The organism is Shimia sp. R9_2 (genome assembly GCF_017743735.1).
Classification (GTDB): Bacteria; Pseudomonadota; Alphaproteobacteria; order Rhodobacterales; family Rhodobacteraceae; genus Shimia.
The window spans coordinates 43,241-63,836 of sequence record NZ_JAGHRO010000001.1 but is presented as its reverse complement, the minus strand read 5'-3'; the positions used below and the strand labels follow the sequence as shown (position 1 = coordinate 63,836).

Annotated in this window: 18 protein-coding genes; 4 read left to right on the top strand and 14 right to left on the bottom strand. The window is 55.8% G+C overall.

The annotated features are described in order from the left end of the window. Nucleotides 1–55: 55 nt before the first annotated feature. From J7400_RS00270 to J7400_RS00250, 5 genes are all read right to left on the bottom strand, one after another. Nucleotides 56–1,843: a TniQ family protein gene (locus J7400_RS00270; RefSeq protein WP_209057621.1), complete on the bottom strand. Its 1,788-nt coding sequence runs from the start codon at nt 1,841–1,843 to the stop codon at nt 56–58. Continuing rightward, on the bottom strand, nt 1,840–2,826 hold the full coding sequence (locus J7400_RS00265) for a TniB family NTP-binding protein (protein WP_209057618.1): 987 nt from the start codon (nt 2,824–2,826) through the stop codon (nt 1,840–1,842). Before J7400_RS00265 ends, J7400_RS00270 begins: the two co-directional genes overlap by 4 nt. Further along, nucleotides 2,826–4,772: a Mu transposase C-terminal domain-containing protein gene (locus J7400_RS00260; RefSeq protein WP_209057615.1), complete on the bottom strand. Its 1,947-nt coding sequence runs from the start codon at nt 4,770–4,772 to the stop codon at nt 2,826–2,828. Before J7400_RS00260 ends, J7400_RS00265 begins: the two co-directional genes overlap by 1 nt. After that, the gene (locus J7400_RS00255) at nt 4,769–5,470 is read right to left on the bottom strand and encodes a hypothetical protein (protein WP_209057611.1); all 702 of its coding nucleotides are present in this window, start codon (nt 5,468–5,470) and stop codon (nt 4,769–4,771) included. Before J7400_RS00255 ends, J7400_RS00260 begins: the two co-directional genes overlap by 4 nt. Before the next feature lie 582 nt (nt 5,471–6,052). Beyond that, nucleotides 6,053–6,214 carry a hypothetical protein gene (locus tag J7400_RS00250; protein WP_209057608.1) on the bottom strand — a complete coding sequence of 54 codons (162 nt, stop codon included), beginning with the start codon at nt 6,212–6,214 and terminating at the stop codon, nt 6,053–6,055. Between the two features lie 256 nt (nt 6,215–6,470). Between J7400_RS00250 and J7400_RS00245 the strand changes: the two genes are divergently transcribed. Beyond that, complete coding sequence (locus J7400_RS00245) at nt 6,471–8,009, top strand: anti-phage dCTP deaminase (protein ID WP_209057605.1); 1,539 nt, start codon at nt 6,471–6,473, stop codon at nt 8,007–8,009. Nucleotides 8,010–8,076: 67 nt separating this feature from the next. Here the strand turns inward: J7400_RS00245 and J7400_RS21115 are convergent, their stop codons facing one another. From J7400_RS21115 to J7400_RS00230, 4 genes are read right to left on the bottom strand one after another with little or no spacing between them, the layout of a single operon-like run. Beyond that, nucleotides 8,077–8,436 (bottom strand): DUF6527 family protein, encoded by a 360-nt coding sequence (locus tag J7400_RS21115; RefSeq protein ID WP_247738588.1) that lies wholly within the window; start codon nt 8,434–8,436, stop codon nt 8,077–8,079. A 5-nt stretch (nt 8,437–8,441) separates the two neighbouring features. After that, the gene (locus J7400_RS00240; protein WP_209057602.1) at nt 8,442–9,854 is read right to left on the bottom strand and encodes a ThiF family adenylyltransferase; all 1,413 of its coding nucleotides are present in this window, start codon (nt 9,852–9,854) and stop codon (nt 8,442–8,444) included. Further along, nucleotides 9,851–10,231, bottom strand: coding sequence for an E2/UBC family protein (locus J7400_RS00235; RefSeq protein ID WP_209057584.1), 381 nt, complete (start codon nt 10,229–10,231; stop codon nt 9,851–9,853). The genes J7400_RS00240 and J7400_RS00235 overlap by 4 nt, the downstream gene beginning before the upstream one ends. Then, nucleotides 10,228–10,764 (bottom strand): multiubiquitin domain-containing protein, encoded by a 537-nt coding sequence (locus J7400_RS00230; protein WP_209057582.1) that lies wholly within the window; start codon nt 10,762–10,764, stop codon nt 10,228–10,230. The genes J7400_RS00235 and J7400_RS00230 overlap by 4 nt, the downstream gene beginning before the upstream one ends. Nucleotides 10,765–10,937: 173 nt before the next feature. Here J7400_RS00230 and J7400_RS00225 point away from each other — a divergent pair, with 173 nt between their 5' ends. From J7400_RS00225 to J7400_RS00215, 3 genes are read left to right on the top strand one after another with little or no spacing between them, the layout of a single operon-like run. Beyond that, a complete protein-coding gene (locus tag J7400_RS00225; protein WP_209057570.1) occupies nt 10,938–11,489 on the top strand; it encodes a hypothetical protein in 552 nt (183 codons plus the stop codon). Next, nucleotides 11,482–11,895: a hypothetical protein gene (locus J7400_RS00220; RefSeq protein WP_209057563.1), complete on the top strand. Its 414-nt coding sequence runs from the start codon at nt 11,482–11,484 to the stop codon at nt 11,893–11,895. The genes J7400_RS00225 and J7400_RS00220 overlap by 8 nt, the downstream gene beginning before the upstream one ends. Next, nucleotides 11,895–12,680 carry an ImmA/IrrE family metallo-endopeptidase gene (locus tag J7400_RS00215; protein WP_247738552.1) on the top strand — a complete coding sequence of 262 codons (786 nt, stop codon included), beginning with the start codon at nt 11,895–11,897 and terminating at the stop codon, nt 12,678–12,680. Before J7400_RS00220 ends, J7400_RS00215 begins: the two co-directional genes overlap by 1 nt. 300 nt (nt 12,681–12,980) lie before the next feature. Here J7400_RS00215 and gyrB read toward each other — a convergent pair whose 3' ends face one another. The 5 genes from gyrB to dnaA all read right to left on the bottom strand — a co-directional run bounded on the left by gyrB (nt 12,981) and on the right by dnaA (nt 19,898). Continuing rightward, nucleotides 12,981–15,398 carry a DNA topoisomerase (ATP-hydrolyzing) subunit B gene (gyrB, locus tag J7400_RS00210; RefSeq protein WP_209057560.1) on the bottom strand — a complete coding sequence of 806 codons (2,418 nt, stop codon included), beginning with the start codon at nt 15,396–15,398 and terminating at the stop codon, nt 12,981–12,983. A gap of 94 nt (nt 15,399–15,492) precedes the next feature. Beyond that, nucleotides 15,493–16,596, bottom strand: coding sequence for a DNA replication/repair protein RecF (gene recF / locus J7400_RS00205; RefSeq protein WP_209057558.1), 1,104 nt, complete (start codon nt 16,594–16,596; stop codon nt 15,493–15,495). A gap of 194 nt (nt 16,597–16,790) precedes the next feature. Continuing rightward, nucleotides 16,791–17,195, bottom strand: coding sequence for a type II toxin-antitoxin system PemK/MazF family toxin (locus J7400_RS00200; protein WP_209057556.1), 405 nt, complete (start codon nt 17,193–17,195; stop codon nt 16,791–16,793). 6 nt (nt 17,196–17,201) lie between these two features. Beyond that, nucleotides 17,202–18,320 (bottom strand): DNA polymerase III subunit beta, encoded by a 1,119-nt coding sequence (dnaN, locus tag J7400_RS00195; protein WP_209057553.1) that lies wholly within the window; start codon nt 18,318–18,320, stop codon nt 17,202–17,204. Between the two features lie 183 nt (nt 18,321–18,503). After that, complete coding sequence (dnaA, locus tag J7400_RS00190) at nt 18,504–19,898, bottom strand: chromosomal replication initiator protein DnaA (protein WP_209057551.1); 1,395 nt, start codon at nt 19,896–19,898, stop codon at nt 18,504–18,506. Nucleotides 19,899–20,596: the final 698 nt, after the last annotated feature.

The window sequence follows — 20,596 nt, the reverse complement described above, 5'->3', positions numbered from 1 at the left end:
AGATGCAGTGTTGCGCTGTTCCAGAAAATCGGTCAGTCACTGACTATGACAGCCCTTAATTGGAAAGAAGCATGTCAATTTCCAAGAGGTGACATCTGGAGGAGGTACCAGCTTTTTTGGATCCAACAGTCACCATCCCATCCTGCGATGTACGAGCCATGATATGTTTGGAAGTTGAACCAGATCTCTTGGCCACGTCCGAGACAACAACGAACCTCTTCTGAAACTCGACCAAATCCTGGTGCCGGATGAAATAGGTATCAGCACCACCTCGGCGCCCATGAGAAGACTTGAGCAGCCCTTCCTTACACCAGTGCGTCACGCATTCGTGCTTCCAGCCAGTAAGTTCGGCGACATCCCTGGCCGTAAGTGGTGCCGGGTCAGATACACCTTTTATGAAGCGGTCCACTTCCTCTCCGCAGAATGCAAAGTCTGCGAGCGGATCATCCTTTGATGCGGCGACGGGGCGGATTTGACCGTCTCTGATCTGACGAAGAAGCTGAAACAGGGCTTTCCGATCCGTCGTGCGGCGTAAGTTGAGATCGCGGAAGCGCACCTGTACTCCGTTTGGTGGAGCAGGCGCAATCTTATCCCGGATCCCGTCAACCAACGCAATGAGAGCAAGGAGATCAACACCGCCATCCACGAGCGGATGCTTGGCGTCCTCTGATGCCGTTTGAACAAAGCCACATTCGATCAGAAGCAAAAACTGCTTCTTGGCAACACCCAGGAACTCGCCTGCGTCCTTTGCAGAAACAAAACGCGCTCGAAGGTCGCGTAACCTATCCACTTCATCCATGGAGATCGTCGTGTGCCGGTGCCCATGCCCGGAATGATGAAGCCTACCCTTCACCTCCCCCGCTGAAACTGCAGAAACCAACCGTTCGGCCCGGATACGCAGCAACTTCGCTGCTTTGGCAGCGGATATCCACTCCCGCGCTTCATCTGGCGTCAGCGCGCCCGCGTAGCTACCGTCAAAAACTCTTCCAACAGTCTTTCCGACCCGTTCCTGGAACGGATCGAAAGCTGCACCGCGAAACGACATCAAACGCTGGTACCATTTTCCAAGACGGGCGGGCGCAGAATTGAATTCCTGCGGACCTGAGTTCAGGCGTTTCTCGACATTGCGATCAAAGGCGCGCGGCCAATCAGCCAACAGATCGTGGACCGGCACCATGAAATCGCGTGTCGCCTCAAGTGTACGCGGCAAAGCCACCTTGCCTGGTTTGTCTGAGCGCGTGGAATGATCAGATGTTGCCAGAAAGAACAGAAACCTGCTGATATCGCCAGGCACGTCAGCTTTCCATGGGCCGATGTTCGCTTCCAGGCTTTCACGGCCTGCAGCCTCGATGAGGCGGGCGATATGGACTTCTCCTGCAGTCGCTTCGACCCGTTGGAAATCTTGCAGCTGGTATCCACACTCACACGTTCTAAAGCCACCATTTGTAGATGACAGCGTCACGCCGCACCGTGGACATTGGCTCTGCAACGCAAGCCCGTGCTCAGAACATGCTGAAACCAGGCAGTGCCGCCAGGACTGCTTCCAAACACGGCCATCCTGGATGCATATCGGGCAGAATGGGTCCACCTCACTGCGCTGGAAACGCCAGTCCAGCGTTGCAAAGTCAGGATTGGAATGCGGCGCTATTCTTTCCAGGACGCCAACATCAACTCCGAGCTTTCCTGCAAGACTCGGCAGGTCTTCCAGCATTGGGCGGCCGTATCGCACTTCAACCAGGGACAGAAAATCACCAAGGTGTGCATAGGCGTTCATCGCCGCGAGGCGACGTAAAAGGCCAAGGAGGCTTTCTCCGTCCTCGGGTGTCGTCGAGCGCAAATTCATTTCGAAAGAGGAACAAGCCGAGCAGCTTCAAATTCATCCAGGGTCGCCGGAGCAATCCTGACGTCAGCTTCCTGCATCACTGCAGCATAGGATCGTACCAGAGCTGTGTCGGATGGCTCTTCAGAAGCAAAAAATGGCTCGACATCACCATTGCCCTGCAGACCAAGTTCCCAGCCGCGTGCAATCGCGTCAAACGTCAAAGTGCCCTCCTTGGCTTGGAACAGGGATGCCTTCAAGATCCGCAGCATCATTCCGACACGGCCGCCGCTGGCCCCATAGATTCTGCGGGCCATGTACATGTCGTCAAATTCGATCTTCAGACCTTGCGCTTGGATTATTTCGAGTGCCGCCAAGAATGCGCCAACAAAGGCTTCCACATCCTCCTCTTTGGTCCATCTGTAGGGGTGGTACTCGATCGTCTTCAATGAACGGTCTCTAACCTGCTCATTGCCCAGAATCAGTTTTTGGAACTTGGGTAAGCCGCCAAGGACGAGGACAATACCAGTCGCGTCTACAAGCGATTTGAAATGATCCACGGCGGTTCTTGATGACAGGTTTGCACCTGTTTCAACACAATGACTGCACTCGTCGAGTGCGAGGATTTCAATGCCATCGTCTCGAATAGCGGTGATCAAGCGCTCTCGCACCGCGGAGGTCTTCTCACGAGGAGCACATCCATGGCCCACAGCGCGAAGCATGGCCAGGTAGATGTCCCGATCATTCGGCTTGGGTGGTATGCAGCCCACAGCAAAGGAATTGGTTTCGACGAGAGATCCAGGACCGCTCCGAACGTTACCAAATTGAGTTTTGGCATCCCCAAGAACTTCAGTCTTTCCGCACCGTGTGGGCCCCAGAAGGGGTATGATCGCGCCGCCATAGGACTTTGCAACTGCGATGAGGCTCTTGAGCTCAGCCAGCACTTCATTGTGGCGTCTGTGCTGAATTCGGACATCAAGGATCCTTGGGTCAATCTCTGGCGACATCAGTCAGGTCTCTTCGAGGTTTCAGGCAGATTGTCAGGGCGGCGCAGCCTCTTTGGAGCTGCTTCTTGCTCCGCAACCATCCTCGCGGCCTGTTCTTTGGCGCGAGCATCATCGACAGCAGCTTGGTCAGCACGCCAGTTCACAGTAGCGCGTTTTGCTTGACGGTGCTTCGTCCCTGGATTCCTGACAGGTTTTTTGTGGTGCTGTTCAAGCATCCCATCCAGAATATCCAGAACCTTCAGGTCCTCGCCGGGATCAGGGTTGTGCTTCTTGCGTAAGCGTCTCAACTCATCAAATGAGATCGCTGGCAATTCTTGGTGTTTCGCGCCAACAAACAAGTCTTCGCCAGAAAGCGGGTTTCGAACCGCGATCTCCAGGATGTTCGTGGGGTCAAACCTTACTTCGATCTCTTGACCAGAGCCTATTTCCTTGAAAAGCTTCCTCAGTTCAGTCGATGAATACTGAATTCCCTCGAATTCAATCCCGTACCGATGCAGTTTGCGAGTGGCTGCACCTGCAAAGAACATTTGCTTGAGTTCCATCGGAGTGGGCGGTTCGGGCACCAAATGATCTTCCTGCAGGCGTGTCCAACATGCCCAAGGTGCTTCACGCGTACGCAACGCGGATTGAATACGCCGCTGTGACCGATGTGCGTGAACGTCGAAACGCCACTTTTGCAGGAAGGACTCGACATCTTCGAAAGTCAGTCGCGCCTCTTCCATTGCGCGTTTGGTTCGGGATTTTGCGGCTATTTCTTTGCTTTGCGTCGCTCCCGGCAGGGTCGTGAGCACTTCATTGATCGACCGGAACAAGCGTTCGACAAATGGTTTTCTGTCAGGGTTTCCAGGTACATTCTTCCTGAGTTCGAAAGACGTGGTCTTGATTGCTCTCTCGATCAGATCCCCGCTGTTTTCGCTTCCCTGGTCGGCCACAACGGCCAAAGGCCTGCCTATGGCCTGAAACCGTTTCTCAATTTTGTGTTTCTTGAAAAACCTCTCTTCATGGGGGCTCATGATCTCTTTGATCGTATTTGCAACGAGAAGCGAGTGCGGGCTCGAAAGAGAGACCTGCAAACCCACGATCAACCCGGTGGCACAATCCACTGCTGCGCAAATTGTCGGGCGGGCAACATTGCCAGCGTCGTCAATGACGCAAAAGACATCAGCAGTGGTGCAGTCGATTTCAACGCGTTCCAAGGGCGACTCTACGAGCTGGATCTTGCCCGCCTGAAGCATGTTTCGGCGAGCTTCCTTGCTGCCAAGGCGCCGCTTCACAACATCATAATGCGGCAGGAGCTCAATCAGCCTGCGGACGACTTTGGGCCCATGCGGATTTGGTTTGATGCCTTCAGTTCGGCATTTTTCACGATACTGCGCAGCAGCCAGTTTACCCACGAGCGTTTCGGTGATGCGGTCAGAACTGAGATAATGCTTTTCCAGAATATCGTATAGGATCTCTTCGAAGAGAGCATCATGACGGCTTGAACGGTTTCCAGATTCAAAGGTCCGGTCTCTCAGCCCGTGCACACCGTGGCGGAGGTTCTGTTTCATCCAGACTTGGATCGTCCGTTCGCTTGGGAACTTCTTCTGGCGCTTTGAAAACTTCGAATCCCGCTCGAAACGCTCCCTCATGATGAGAAGACGCTGCGGCCAGGTTACCCCCTCAGCCTCCAAAGCAACGGTTTGTTCGATCACGGCTTTTCTGAAGGCCACCTCGAACTGCTCCTCAGCGTTCGGGAGCCGGTTCCGGAGACCATCGGTTTCCGGGTCCAAGACGTTTCCAATCGACACCTGAAACTGAAAGTCCTGAACGGAGATCTCGTGCTGAATTCCATCCGGCGCGCGCAAACTGACTGCCGGACGACCATGCACGGGCCCGAGCACTTCATGTGCTTGTTCATCAATCATGAGGATGCGGCCGTCATACTGCTTCACAAGCGGTGTCATAGCGCCAGGACCTCCAAATGTTGTTTTTCACCGCCTGCACAGGTCAGCATAGTCTTGGGCCCGATGCGGGAGCCGACCAAGTCGACAGCGAAAAGGCCCTGCAAGATCGCCGTCAGGATTTCTCGTTGGGAGAACGATTGGAGGAGCTTACGAAACTCCACCGCTTCATCTGTGATTGAGGCGAAACTATTTGCCACCGCAGGCGGCAGTTGGTTGTTAAGGTTCGGTTTCAGCAGGCGAGCATTATATTCCAAGGGACCCTGCAGCAACTCATCGGTCACCAGAACAAGCTTCAGGCCGAGTTCCAGGAAGATGCCGGGGTAAGCCAGATACTCGGGTTTCTCCTCAAGGAAGCGCTGATGCTTGGCTTCCAGGAATCGCTCACCCCCGCAATGAAGCTGAACACGAAAGTCTGGAGTGTAGGGCTTCGGCTGATAGCCACCCCCAGAATGGGCGCGCAAAAGCTCGTCCTTGGATTTGTATCGTTTGCCGGACAATAGATCGAATGTCTCTGGCTGTGGTTCAATCGTCTGAACGCGCGGATCGATCATGGCGCAGAACGCCAAAGTCGATTCCAGGATACTCTCAGTCTGGATCAAGCCCACGACTTTGGGACCGGCAAGCCAGTTCGCTTTTTTGGTCATGCCGCGCTGATGAACCCGACGCGCGGTAGGGAGGGCTTCTTTGTCCAATTTCATGGACCATGTTCGGTACTGAAAACCGAACCAGAATCAAGGTGGTCGAAAAACTTTTTTGAATCAGCGGCCTACGAGAGGCAAAACTCGGAAATTTGCTCTGAAGTTTTTTCCGACTATACGCATATGATTGTATCAAATGACGCGATTTCTCCCTTAGGGTGTGTCATGTTTTAACCGTCTTTGAACCAATACGATGGCTCTCTCGTACGGAATCAGAGGCGATTCGGCGGTGTCACGACGGGTGATTCTGAAAGGAGGATGCATGTCTCAAGGGCATCAAACGGTGCCCATATCTGTTCAGATCGAAAATTGATCAAACCATGCTTGCAGTTCATCGATCCTGCATCTTCAGTCATCACAACATGGTAGCCGGGTATCAAGAGGTCCCTTGCCGGTAAGACTGCGCAGCTTCCGTTGCTCTTGCTGTCATTGCACCAAGACCAGAAACCACACTACAAATCGGATGCACTGGCATTGTAGGAACCGGGGCTTTCGCCTGGATCCATCGAAACTTAGAAAGGACGCCCAGGAAAGGCTTTACCATCCAAAGACTGCGTGACCACTCAGTTTAGGACGATAAATTTACCTTGGCTGGAAGACCGCTTCGAGCTGTCGACGTACATACTCATCTTTGGAGTTTACTTCTTTTTCAAGTTTTTCAATGACTTGAAGGAAAGCTTCATTGGGTTGATAACGCGGCGAAGGTTCAGGAACTTGTATGGCTTGCGCTTGTTGTTGCTGCATTGTGCTCTCCCTGTTTCCCTCAGCATGAATCAGACGCTGAATCGGTTCAAGCGCTAATCCTCCATTGGGTTGGATAGGTCAATGCCCCAAAGAGAAGATTTAGTCGCTCCCGTGTTCTCGCTTCCAAGCTCTGATAGGGCCTCTTTCACACATCTGGAGCGAGAAAATCATGTTGACCATACTCGCTTGTAGGAGTTCATTGTTGTGGCTCTCGTTTTGAAGCCATTCGCCACAGAGATTTTTTTGGAGCCAGAGTTTGGAACGCAATAACATCCTGGACGACGTAACCCATCCTGAATTGATTTTTGGGTTGGTAGGTCCAATTGGCGTCAATATGGATGACGTCCAAGCGAGCCTTGCTGAAGCGTTGAAGCAAGTTGGATATCAAACCAAGCTAATCCACCTTACTGAAGTGATTGGATCCAAAAGGGAGTTGATCGGACCAAATCCTGGAACGGTATACGGGCAGAAGATCGAAACTGCCAACTTGTTCTGCCGGACAGCTGAGAACGGTGCTGCATTGGCTGGTGTGGCGATTGCAGAGATCCGAAAATTCAGAGAAGCCAACACCCAGGAAGCGGCCGCTGAAGGGGGCACAATCCCTGCAATTCCTAAACAAGCCTATATCATTCGCCAGCTCAAACGCGCTGACGAAATCAAGCTGTTGAGAAATCTCTATGGTGACAAGTTTCTTCAAATATCGGTTTCGTTAGAAAAGGACGCTCGTGTTCAAAACCTGGTTTCGAAGCTTTCAAGGGACCATCCACATATGAAACAGCACGAATGCGAAGCTGAAGCTCGGCGTCTGATCGAAGTGGATGAACATGAAGAAGGGGATGATTTCGGACAACAAGTTGGTGACATTTTTCATCTTGGTGACTTTTTCGTCCACGCCGGAGACAAGACAAAAATGGCTGCGAAATCCCTGCACTTCATAAGGGCCTTTTTTGGCGACAACGCCAAATCACCCAATCCAGATGAGTTTGGGGCGTTCATGGCAGCTTCTGCATCCCTTCGAACAGTGGATCTTTCGAGGCAAGTTGGGGCCGCAATAACGACAAAGTCTGGGGACATTGTTTCTGTCGGGTGCAACGAAGTGCCAAAAGCGGGAGGCGGAAATTACTGGATCCAGGACGACCCGATTGATCGTGACATCGAACGTGGGACAGAACAAAACAGCATTGAGAAGCAGAGGATCATCGTAGATTTCCTCCAGCAATTAAGCAGTGTGGGATTTGTGACCCTTCAGGAAAATCTCGAATCACCCGAAATGAAAGAGAAGCTGGATGCCGCGGTCGATGATGCTCTGATCTCAGATATTACTGAATACGGTCGGATGACACATGCGGAAATGACTGCAATCTGTGATGCGGCTCGCCTGGGGCGCTCACTTCAGGGCACCACGATATTCGTGACCACATTTCCCTGTCACAATTGCGCGAAGCACATAGTTGCCTCCGGAATTGATCGAGTGGTTTACATAGAGCCATATCCTAAAAGTAAGGCGACCAGTTCTCACACCGATGCAATCTCAATTGATGGTGTGCACAATGGGAAGGTTGCATTTGAACACTTTGAAGGAATTGCCCCTACTCGATATCCGGACATCTTCCGCAAAGGCAAGCGCAGGAAGGGTAACAAAGTCCTGGAGTGGTATGAAGGCGAACCTCGCCCCCGCATAGCCCAAAGAGACAATCTCCACGTAAATCGAGAAGACGTTGCCGCCTATTCAGTGCTCAAAAAACTGACAGAACAAACGAAAGACCAGGAAGCGCAGAACGCTCCTCAAGAATAATACTATCCTTGTGCGGCTGCAGCTCTTGAGCCGCAGCCAATGATGACAGTTATCACGTGAGATCCGCTCATCTACTTCGGCGGCCAGAATCTTTGCACCATTCAACGCTGCCATCCCTGACCCAATAGTGGCTCCTGCACCCGGACGTCTGCCTAACCGAGGGAGAGATCGTCGGACGGTTCAGCCAATCAATTGTGATCTGCCACCGTGGCCTCCTCGCCTGATTCAATGACAATTTGGTGGCCTCTCCACACCCGCACGGGCAAGGAAAACATGCCCATTTGTCCTTCGGATCACGCACTATGGCCACCTCGCCGAAGACGAGTTGGTCAGGTGAGGGGTGACGGGAAAAAATCCGACACGAAAGATTGCTGCGTGGGACAAGTCGGAGAGTCTCGAGGATCTTCCGGAAGAAATTTCGTATCATCTCCATCACCCCACCCTGTCAAGGAAGGGGACGACGTCGCCACGGCCCCAGTTGTCCAGGTCCCCGCAGATCGAGCAGTCCTCGCGGCGTTTCACACCCTGCCGACGCTCTTCCGCCGTGCTGAGGCGCCTGTAGCGGTTGTAGGCCCATTTACCTTCGCCACGGTAGTCAACGAGGCCCTGGAGCAGCTCGTTGACCGCCATCGTGGCTGCCTCGGTGGTGAATGTTACCACCGCCGGGGCGGGATTGCCGGCGCCCACCACGTAGGCCTCGGCCTTCTGACGCTCGAACTCTTCCGGGTTGCGACGTTTGAGATCTTCGTCGCGCGCCCGGACCGGATCAGCAATCCCACGGCAAATCATGCACGGCGCTCCAGGGAATAGGACTGTTGCGCGTGCAGCCATCTCTTGTAGGCCAGGCTTTCCATCGGACCTCGGTATGAGTGCCAGACCGACATCAATCACCGGGATCAGGTAAAAGTGTGAAAGACGGTTCAGGAAGATCCGCCCGGAGTGATCATCTGTGCAACCGAAGATCACGTCGCACGATCTCAGCGCGTCACGTGCATCCTTCAAGTCCACCCAGCCTTCGATCGGGTGAATTCCAACATCAAGGCCTGATCTGAGCACCTCGTCGGCAACGACACGGACCTTTGCCACTTTCTTGAGAGCATCCTGCATGGTGGCCCCGTGCAGTCGGTTAAGGTTGGAAACCTCGACAACGTCATCGTCGATCACAACCATCCGCCCTACGCCGAGCCGGTTCAGTAGCTGGACCACGGCGCTTCCGGTTCCACCGCAACCCACCACGCCGATGGTGAGCTGCCTGAGCAACCCGTTGACCTCATCACCGAATGCCAAGGCTTGGCGATTGAAAGCAGGATCGCCCGGAGGGAGGCTGCCTCCTTGGATCGAAATGCCGTTTTGTCCGACCACGCTTACACGCTCACAATTGGGAGGTTTCGCACCTTCAACCCAAACGCGGCCGCGATAGAGTGTTCCTCCAACCTCGACCATGCTCACGAGCTCAACGCCCTCTCCGTTCCGATTTCGAAGCAGGGTGAATAGTTCCAGCTCGTTCTTGTCGTCCTGCTTGGAGAAGCCATCAAAGCCTCCTGGATGGCTGTGCACGATCCCAGGAATGAGCTGCTCCTCCTTGGCCCGGCGACAGAGGTTGACGAACGACTTTGTCCTCCAGGTAACGTGCCGATCGCTTGCGGAAACCCGGTCCTCGTCCGGGATCGGGATAACCTCAAACGAAGTGTAGCGGCTGCGCGGCTCGCAGTTCAGCGGGTCCCGGCCAATCACGCTCCGGCCCAAAAGGACATAGGCGGCGCCTTCTGCGCCGTTCTCATCTACAATCAGTTTCCGAAGCTCATCGCGGTGTCGCTCTTGAAGAATGATATCTGTGCGTTTCATGCTGCCACCTCCAGCGCTACTTCGATGCGCTTGATCATGGTCCATAGGCCATCGGCGCCCGGGCGCCACTGGTTGTTGTGGCGGGACCATCGCTGCCAGTTCTGACCGACGAAGTTCATCTGCACCTGGGTTGCCCGAGGAGCGCGCTTTCCGGCAACCAGGAGCAGGTGCGGAACTGCATAGAACATGTCAGGCGGCGCGTCAGGGTACCCTGGCGGCAACACGATGAGGATGTTGGCCTGCGAGACCTGGAACTTACCGTCAGGCAACGGGAAGCCCGTCAGGATCACTCCCTTCTGACCTCCCTGCTCGACTTCGCGGTAGGCGATGCCCCGTACACTGAGGTAGCGGCGATCCTTGGAAGGCAAGATACTCATTGCGCACCCCCTTCCGTGGTCTCGCAGATCCCGGTGAAGAAATGCTCGAGCCCTTCATCGTCGAGCCGGACGAGCTCGTTATCGGCGATCGGGCGGTCTTCCTCACCGCGGACCTCGAGCCAAACACCAAACTTCGCCGGGTCAACCCCGGCCAGCCGTTTCAACACGCGACCGCTGATCACCTTGTGCCCCCATTCCAAGCGCTTTCCGTCAATGTCGAACCGGTAGGAGGCGGCGCTGTGGAAGATCAAGAAACGCTCGACCTTGGCTGCGCGGAGGTCAGTGGTCTCCTCCAAATTCAGCTCTTCAAGTTCGCCGTTACGGAGAACCTGAAAGACGAGGTGCTCTTCGGCCTTCCGGTTGCCAGCGGTTTCGATGATCTGTCGGCCAGTCGGCATCGGATCATCGATGACGACACCGGTGAAATTCAGATCCGGGTCACCGACCTGAATCTTGTAGGGACCGTGGTCACGGGGTTTACGCCCTTCTTGAATGCAGGCAAGAATGTCTTCGATTTTCAGCGGGGTATTCATGGCAGCTATACCTTTTTTCTACTGCTCGACGCCCGCCTATCGGGCGCCTTCACAAGGGTATGCTCGTGGTGGGCGGCTCTACGGACAGCAGCATTAAAAAAAATTTCGAGGTTCTTTGTCCGCGGTCGCTCCGACCACGCGCATACCTAAGTGATAAGAAATGAGGACGTGATATGGATAAGCAGGCAGGCGTAGCGGAACATCACACCATTTCGGAGGTTCATGAGACGCTTGAGGCGCTCGATGACGGCGACTGGGAGCAACTTAACCAGTTGGCACGTAACCGCTGCCGATTTCGCTTTCCTGGCCGCGAGCAGGAAGCCCTCAATGAAGCGCTTTTGCGGATCATGTCCGGTAAGAGAAAGTGGCCAAGGGGTCTCGCTTTTGCAGCCTTCGTCTCCGGTGTCATGAAGAGTATCGTCTCAAAGTGGATCGAAAAAGCAGCCGAAGATCCCGGGGAAAGCGGCGATAACCAGGAGATCGTCTGCGAACGAACCGGGGCCCATGGCGAGCTCTTCGAGAAGGAAGTTAAGGTCCATCTCATGGCTCTTTTCGAGGACGACGATGAGGCAATCTTGATCGTCGAGGGGTGGTTCGAGGATATGGAGAAGGTGGATCTTCTCCCGCTGTTCGACGGAAACACAACTAAGTATGACACGGTGTGCAAGCGCATTCGGCGAAAGCTGGCGAAGCACCCAGAACTGAAAGAGATGATCCATGGCTAAGGACAAGAAGACCGGGATCGACCGCCTGGAAGAGGAAATGGAAAAGCAGATTCTTGAGACCCCGAAGGAGGAGCTTTTGGAGGAGGCTCGCGCCAAAGGTCGTGATCCAGCAGAATTTGCGGCCCGCATGCGTGCGTTCGTGTCGAAAGCAAAAACTGAAGCTGGCCAAGCTCGTCGTGCTGAAGCACGTGCTCGCCTCGAGCAGGAACGAAATGCTGGCACGGCGAACGTTGTAAGAATGCCTACACCGGAGCGTGAGCAGGAGCGTAGAGCATATAAGCCAGATACTATGGCGGCCCGGCATGGCAAGAAGCTCTCCGAGCGCGACAAGAAAGCCATGGAGGAAGATGCGAACGAACTCTTCAATGATGACGCTTGGAACGACGATCATAGCGATAAGGACTGATGATGCATCGCCCTCAATCTGCCGAGGATATACTCAGAGGCTTGGCTATCTGCTCCCCTGAAGAGATCGACCTGGAGGAAATTGCGTTCTGTCAGGGCGCCAAGGTCAAGTATAGGGAACTCGACGGATGTGAGGCCTATCTCCTGGCTGACGCAACGCTCGGCCGTGCGATCATCTCAATCGATGAACGCGCAAACCCTCTCCGACAACGGTTCTCCCTGGCGCACGAAATCGGTCACTGGGAGCGACATAGAGGTCAGCTGCTGGTTTGCAGCAAGGAGGACATCGGCGGTTCTGGTAGCCGAAAGAACGGGGTTTCACGAGAGAAGGCCGCGAACCAATTCGCCGCGGAGCTCCTGATGCCGGAATTCATGCTCAAACCGATCCTTCGGGACTACCGAAGGTTCAACATGCATGCTGTTCGGCAACTCGCCAGCACGTTCAATACCAGCAAGACCGCCATGGCCTATCGGCTCGTTGAGATGGAGAAGGAACCCTGCATTCTCGCCGCCTACAGCAAGTCAGGGTATGTTTGGCATATTTCATCTAAGAGCATCGGCCATCAATGGTGGCCACGTCGGTTCCTTGACCCGCAGAGCAACGCTTACAGTATTCTCTTCAACGGCTCTCGGGACGACGCAACTATGTCTGACCTTGATGCAGATACCTGGTTTGATGTGCCTGGGGCTGATCGGCTCGAAATCGGAGAGCAATCATTTCGAGTCCACGACGATCTTGTCATGGCGCTCCTTGTCGCACGTAGCGAGCGAATGCTGGCCGATTGAGCTCGCATAGACACCCGTGGGCGAATGCTTTGCTTTCCTCCAGAGCCGTTCCAACCTCACACCGAGCTTGCATCCCATGGAGAACGGCGGGCGATCTGCCATCAGGTGGATATCGGGCGGTTTCCTTGTAGTCACTTTCCGATACGAACTGGCTCGCCTGCAATGCAGTATGGCCGACGTGATGAAGACACTGCAACGCCGAGCCGTCGGCTCAAAACCAACCGCCCAATCCGCAGAACTATGGGCGGATACCGCAAAACTATGGGGTATCCGCAGTGCTATGGGGATCCCTACACTGAATCAGAAATCCAGATTTTCTACGCTCAGCGCGTTTTTCTGGATGAACTCGCGGCGTGGCTCCACCACATCACCCATCAGCTTGGTGAAGAGGTCATCGGCCTCGGCCATATCTTCCACCTTCACCTGCAACAGCGTGCGGGCATCCGGGTCCAGCGTGGTCTCCCACAACTGATCGGGGTTCATTTCCCCCAGACCTTTGTAGCGCTGCAGCGTTAGGCCCTTTTCGCCTTCTGCCAGAATGGCTTTCAGCAGGTCCAGCGGGCCGTGGATGATCTGGCTGCGGTCCTTGCGCACCAGCGTCGCCGGGGTGCCATAAACTTCCTGCAGACTGTCTGTGAAGCTGCCGGATTTGCGCGCCTCACCAGAGCGCAGCATCGGGCCATCCAGCGTACGCACCTCTTCCACACCGCGCAGAATACGCGCCAGACGGATGCCGTGATCCTGCGTGATACGGCCCGTCCAGCCACGCTCATATTCCAGCGCAATCAGATCCAGACGTTTGGCCACTTTGTCGGCCACACCCTGCAGATCGCTGTCCACCGCGCCCGGCACAAAGGCGCCCGCAATGGCGGCCTGCTCCAGAATGTGGCGCGGATAATGGGTTGGGAAGGCGTCCAGAACCTGTTTCAGTTGCCGCGCCTCGGTCACAACGCGGGCCAGATCCTGACCGGTCATTTCCATGCCGTTGCCCAGCTTCAGCACCGCGCCTTCAATACCCTGATTCACCAGATAATCATCCAGCGCACCCTGATCTTTCAGATACACCTCGGATTTGCCACGTGCCACTTTGTAAAGCGGCGGCTGCGCGATGTAGAGGTGCCCTTTCTCGATCAGCTCCGGCATCTGACGATAGAAGAAGGTCAGCAGCAGTGTCCGGATGTGCGCGCCGTCCACGTCCGCATCGGTCATGATCACCACTTTGTGGTAGCGCAGCTTGTCGACGTTGAATTCATCGCGCCCAATGCCGGTGCCAAGCGCCATCACAAGGTTGCCGATCTCCTGAGAGCTCAGCATCCGGTCAAAGCGCGCGCGCTCCACGTTCAGGATCTTACCGCGCAGCGGCAGGATCGCCTGTGTCATCCGGTCCCGACCGGTCTGTGCAGATCCACCCGCAGAATCCCCCTCCACGAGGAAGACTTCGGTCTTTGATGGGTCTTTCTCGGCACAGTCCTTGAGCTTACCGGCAAGGAAGTTCACATCCATCGCCGTCTTGCGCCGCGTCAGCTCGCGCGCCTTACGCGCCGCTTCCCGCGCATGGGCCGCCTCAAGGATCTTGGAAACGATCATCTTCGCGGTCTGGGGATTTTCCTCAAACCACTCGGTCAGCTTCTCGTTCATCAGGCCTTCAACCGCCGGACGCACCTCAGAGCTCACCAGCTTGTCTTTGGTCTGGGAGCTGAATTTCGGATCCGGCACTTTCACGGAAAGCACACAGGTCAGCCCTTCACGCGCATCATCGCCGGTGAAGGTGATCTTCTCTTTCTTCGCAACACCGCTTTCCTGCGCGTATTTCTGCAAGGTGCGGGTCAGCGCGCCACGGAAGCCCGCAATATGCGTGCCGCCATCGCGCTGCGGGATGTTGTTGGTAAAGGGCAGCACGTTCTCGTGGTAGCTGTCGTTCCACCACATTGCTACCTCAACACCGATGTCGTCTTTCTCGCCTTTCACATAGATCGGCGCTTCCATCAGCGACGTCTTGTGGCGGTCGATATATTTGACAAACTCATTCACACCGCCGTCGTAATATAGCTCGGTGCGCAGCGGTTCTGCGGGGCGTTCGTCTTCCAGAATGATGCGCACACCGGAGTTCAGGAAGGCCAGTTCGCGCAGGCGCTTTTCCAGCGTGTCAAAGGAGTATTCGATGTTGGAAAACGTGTCGGTCGAGGCCATGAAGCGCACTTCGGTGCCGGTCTCATCGCCACATTCCGCCACTTCGCGCAGATGCTCTGTGCAATCGCCGTGCTCAAACTTGGCGTAATGCTCTTTGCCGTTGCGCCAGATGCGCAGCTCAAGCCACACCGACAGCGCGTTCACAACCGAAACCCCCACGCCGTGCAGACCGCCGGAAACCTTGTAGGAGTTGCTGTCAAACTTACCGCCTGCGTGCAGCTGGGTCATGATCACCTCGGCTGCAGAGACGCCTTCCTCGGGGTGAATATCCACCGGAATGCCGCGCCCGTTGTCATAGACAGAGACCGAACTGTCGGCGTGAATTTTCACCCGAACATGGTCTGCGTGGTTGGCCAGCGCCTCATCAATGCCGTTGTCGACAACCTCGTAAACCATATGGTGCAGACCCGAGCCATCATCGGTGTCACCGATATACATGCCCGGCCGTTTGCGGACCGCTTCCAAACCCTTGAGAACTTTGATGGAATCCGCGCCATATTGCTCGGGATTTTGCGCGTTGTCAGACATTCATGTCGCCCTTTTTGATTTCCCGAATTTATATCGGGTTTGGGCGGGGTTGTCACGCAAATGGCCAAATTTTCCGCAACGAAAGCGGTGCGGGCTAGGTGTGCTCGGAAAGCTGGGAAATCCCATCTGTGTCAGTGACTTCAAAGTACTGCGCCCGCGCGCCCAAAGCGTCAAACAGGCTGCGCTCTGTGCCGGTCATCCAGGCCTGTGCCCCAAGGGTGCAAATCTCGTCATAAAGTGCGGCGCGGCGGTTGGGGTCAAGGTGGGCCGCCACCTCATCCAGAAGCAGCAGGGGCGGCGCGCCAAGGTCTTCGGCCAGCGCCCGCGCATTGGCCAGAATAAGCGACACCAGAAGCGCCTTCTGTTCGCCCGTGGAGCAGTCTTTTGCCGGAACGCCTTTGCTGAGGTAGGTGCCCAGCATATCGGTGCGGTGCGGCCCCACCAGCGAGCGCCCGGCGGCAATGTCACGAAACCGGCTTTCCGCCAGCGCCTCGGCCAGATCCTCGCGGCTGTCCGGCATGCTGCCCTCTGACTGGATCAACTCGAGCTCGGCCGTGGGAAAGGCGGTTTCGGCTTGGCCCTGCGCAAGGCTCAACCTCTCGACCGTTTGCTGACGGGCGGCGTGAATGCGCGTCCCGCTCTCGGCCATCTGCTTTTCAAGGGCCATGTACCAATGGGCATCGTTGAGCTGCTCTTTCAGCAATCGGTTGCGCTGCCGCATGGCCTTTTCATAGGCCAGCGAATGCTCCGCATGGTCCGGGAAAAAGCTCAGCGTCATGCGATCCAGAAACCGCCGCCGCCCCTCCGCGCCTTCAATCCACAGCCGGTCCATCGACGGGATCAGCCACAGCACCCGCGCGAGCCTTCCCAGCTGCACCTGTGGCGCGGCTTTGCCGTCCACCTGCACCTGCCGCGCGGCCCCATTCTCAGAGCGGATGTCGATTTCATAGGCGGTCTGCCCCGATTGCAGCAGGCCGGAGATCTTCCAGCCAATCGCCTCCGGGCGTCGGGTCATCTCTTCGGCGCTGGCCCGGCGAATGCCCCGACCTGGCGAAAACAGCGACACCGCTTCCAGAATATTGGTCTTGCCAGCCCCATTGGGCCCAAACAGCGCCACAGGACGCCCATCACACTGAAGAGCGCCTTTTTTGTGAGACCTGAAGTGAGACAGGCTGATTTGGGCTAAGTGCAAATCCATGCTGCAGAATTAGACGGATTACTGCGCTTACGCCATAAAGAAAAAAGGCCCCGCCGGAGCGGAGCCTTGCATTGCAACAGGTCGCAGCTTGGTATCGCTGGAGGGCCTGTTGGCCTCAATAGAGGTCTTGAAGCGGATGTTTCCAGAGCCGCGTCATTCACCTAATTGGGTGAAAAAGGCCTATTTGTCAAGATTCACAGGCCCAAACCGGCCTTTACGCATCGGCTGATTTTCTCAAAAGTATCGTCGGAAACTGTGTCGGTTTGGTAAATCCTTCGACCGTCCGGACCTTTGCCGATCCTGAATAAATCCATGCGTTCAAAGCTGAGCGAATAGATCATATCCGCCTTCACCCAGCAGGTTGGAGAAGACCATCTTTTGGGAAGCACGAGATCAATCGAAATTTCGCAGTGATAGGGCATAATCTGTTGAGGCGCAGTCGTACTGAGCGGTACGACTGTCGCGAGGTTCGGCCGGCTTTTCATGCGTTTGGATATGACAACGCAGGGGCGGCTTTTGACCATTTCTGGCGGTTTGAACGCGTGATCAAAGCGTACCAGTACCAGTGAGCCCTGTTTGGGATGGTACCTTAACGCCAAGACCGATCAAACCCGCATCGGCATAACCACATAGACTGCGGAGGTGTCATTGCCTTCGCGCATCAGGGTTGGATCGCCTGCGGAGTTGAACATGAAGACAGCATTTTCACGGTCCACCTGGCTGGCGATTTCCAGCAGGTATTTCGCGTTAAAGCCGATCTCCAGACGCTCGTCATTATAGGCCACGGCCAGCTCTTCTTCCGCCGCGCCGCTGTCTGGCGAGTTCACCGACAGCACCAGACGGTCTTCATCCAGCTGCAGCTTCACCGCACGGGAGCGCTCTGAGGAAACAGTCGCCACACGGTCAACCGCCTTGGCAAATTCAGCGGCATCCACTTCCAGTTTGCGGGTGTTGCCCTGCGGGATCACGCGGCTGTAGTCGGGGAAGGTGCCGTCGATCACCTTGGAGGTCAGGGTGATATCCGGTGTGGCAAAACGCACTTTGGTCTCGCTGACGGAGACAGCGATTTCCATCTCATCGTCATCCAGCAGCTTGCGCAGCTCGCCCACGGTTTTGCGCGGCACGATCACACCGGGCATATCCGCCGCGCCCGCAGGCACATCGGTGTCGATCCGCGCTAGACGGTGACCGTCCGTTGCCACAGCCCGCAGCGCCTTGCCGCCGTCTGCATCCGCAACGTGCATATAGACACCGTTCAGATAATAGCGGGTCTCCTCGGTGGAGATCGCAAACTTGGATTTGTCAAACAACCGCCGCAGCGCCGGAGCCGGTGCGGAGAAGTTTGCGCTATATTCTGAGGAGGCCATCACCGGGAAATCCTCACGCGGCAGCGTGGCCAGCGAGAAGTTGGAGCGGCCCGCATCCACGGTCAGGCGGCCAGCGGCGCTGTCATCGGTCAGCGTGACCAGCGCGCCATCGGGCAGCTTGCGCACAATCTCATGCAAGGTGGTTGCGGCCACTGTGGTTGCGCCGGCGCGCTCCACCATGGCGTTGGCTTTGTCCACGACCTCAATGTCCAGATCGGTTGCACGGAACTGAACCGTGTCCCCTTCTGCCTCGATCAGAACGTTTGCCAGGATCGGGATCGTGTTGCGACGCTCTACCACAGACTGCGCTTGCGACACTGCTTTCAGCAGCACGGCGCGTTCGATACTGATCTTCATCCCATCGTCCTCCGATTGCCGGGAAGGGCAAATTAGCGACATCCCTTGCCGACACAAGTGTTTTGTTGGTTTTGTCGGCCACTTCGAAAGGGCCGTCAAGCGTATTGGGGGAATGAAAACGCCGCAGCCCATGCGGACGCGGCGTTTTGGTAACGTATTTGGCGTTTGATGCGGGTTTGCCGCTTAGGCTTCCAGCGCCCGACGCAGCATTTCCAGATCTTCTGCGATTTGCCCGTCAGAGCTGCGCAGCTCTTCGATCCGCTTCACGCCATGCATGACCGTGGTGTGGTCCCGTCCGCCAAAGCGACGGCCGATTTCCGGCAGGGAGCGCGAGGTCAGCTGTTTGCACAGATACATCGCCACCTGACGTGGACGCGCAAAGGTGCGTACACGCTTGGGGCCGATCATGTCAGACAGGCGGATGTTGTAGTGCTCGGCCACCTTACGCTGGATCTCTTCCACAGAGATCTTGCGCTCAGAGGCGCGCAGCACGTCAGACAGACAGTCCTGCGTCAGCTCCATGGTGATCTCGCGACCAACCAGTGAGGCAAACGCAAAGAGACGGGTCATCGCGCCTTCCAGCACGCGCACGTTGGTGGAGATGCGGTGCGCCAGGAATTCCAGCACGCCATCCGCGAGCTGCAGCTCAGGATATTGCTGACGGTAGCTGTCCACCTTATTCTGCAGGATGCCCAGACGCAGCTCATAGTCGGTCGGGTGCAGGTCCACCACGAGGCCACATTGCAGGCGGCTCTTGATGCGGTCTTCCAGATCCTTGATCTCACCGGGCGCGCGGTCGGCCGAGATGATGATCTGTTTGTTCTGATCCACCAGCGCGTTGAAGGTGTGGAAGAACTCTTCTTGCGTGCTGTCTTTGCCAGCGATGAACTGCACGTCATCCACCATCAAAACGTCCACAGAGCGGAACAGCTCTTTGAAATCCATCATCTTGCGGTCGCGCAGCGCCTGCACGAAACGGTACATGAACTGTTCGGCAGAGAGGTAAAGCACGTTGAGATCGGGGCGGTGCGCCTGCAACTCCCAGGCGATTGCGTGCATCAAGTGTGTCTTACCCAGACCCACGCCACCATAGAGGAACAGCGGGTTGAATGTCACCGGGCCACCCTCGGCCACACGGCGCGCAGCGGCATTGGCCAATTCGTTTGGTTTGCCGACCACAAAGCTGTCGAATGTGAAGCGCGCGTCCAAAGGGGCACCGGTCATTTCGGTGTCAGAGCCCGCTGCGGCCTTCGCAGCCGCACCCAGGCTGTTTGCACCGCTTGCAGGCGTCGCAGCAGGTGCCGCGGCGGCCGTCGCAGTCGCGCGACGAGGTTGCCGATCTGCAACTTTAAATTGCATGCGTTGAACGCCTGCGCCCGCTTGGTTCAGCTGGTGCATGATCAGATCGCCATAGTTTTGCGATACGTAGTTGCCGATAAAATTGGTCGGCACGTGGAAGGTGGCGACACCCTCGTTCAGGTCGGCAAGATCGACGGGCTCGATCCAGGTTTTAAAATTGTTTTGGCCAACCGTCTTGAGAAGGTCCTGTTGAATATCGCCCCATTTATCTTCGGTCATCTGTCCCCGTGTTCCTTCAAAAGTTCCGTCGCGCCGGGCTGAGCCCAGTCATAGTTTTGTCCCGAGATCACGTCGTCCGGAGGCCAAAACGGCAACAAATTAGACAAACCTCAACCGTTCCGGGGGTCCCTATTCCCCGGTTGAGATTCTCTAAATGCGCAAGCGCAGATTTGTTGGAACAGCAGGCACCCTGCCAACTGATAAAGTTACATCTACGATGTAACCGGATCAGCAGGCTGGCATGGCAAAGCCATAATGTGTCAGCGTCTGTCCCCCCCAAGGCGATGTGAATCGCTGTGAGAAACTAGCAAGCTGGTGCTCACGCGGGCAACTGAACTTCGATCTTGACTCAGATGATTCAGAAAAAGAATCTATCCACAGGTGGATAAGTGCCTGTCTGGTAATGAAAATTCCAAATTGGCTCAAATGCCCGCGGATTCACTCTCCCTTAATACGTGTATTTTATACAAACTTTCGTTGTCGGCAGTGCGGCATCACAAATGCTGTGTTTTTCCCTTGTTTCGAGGTGTGTTGACCCCGGATTGCTGTGGCCTGCCAGCCACAGGGGTTCTGCACTGCGGCGGCTCCAAAAGGGAATCGCCAAGAATTCCATCATATGCACGGGGCACAATACTGCCCCGTCAGATTTGCCGTGCCCTCACCCTGTGTTCGGTCTGAAGGAGCGGCAATGCAACCTG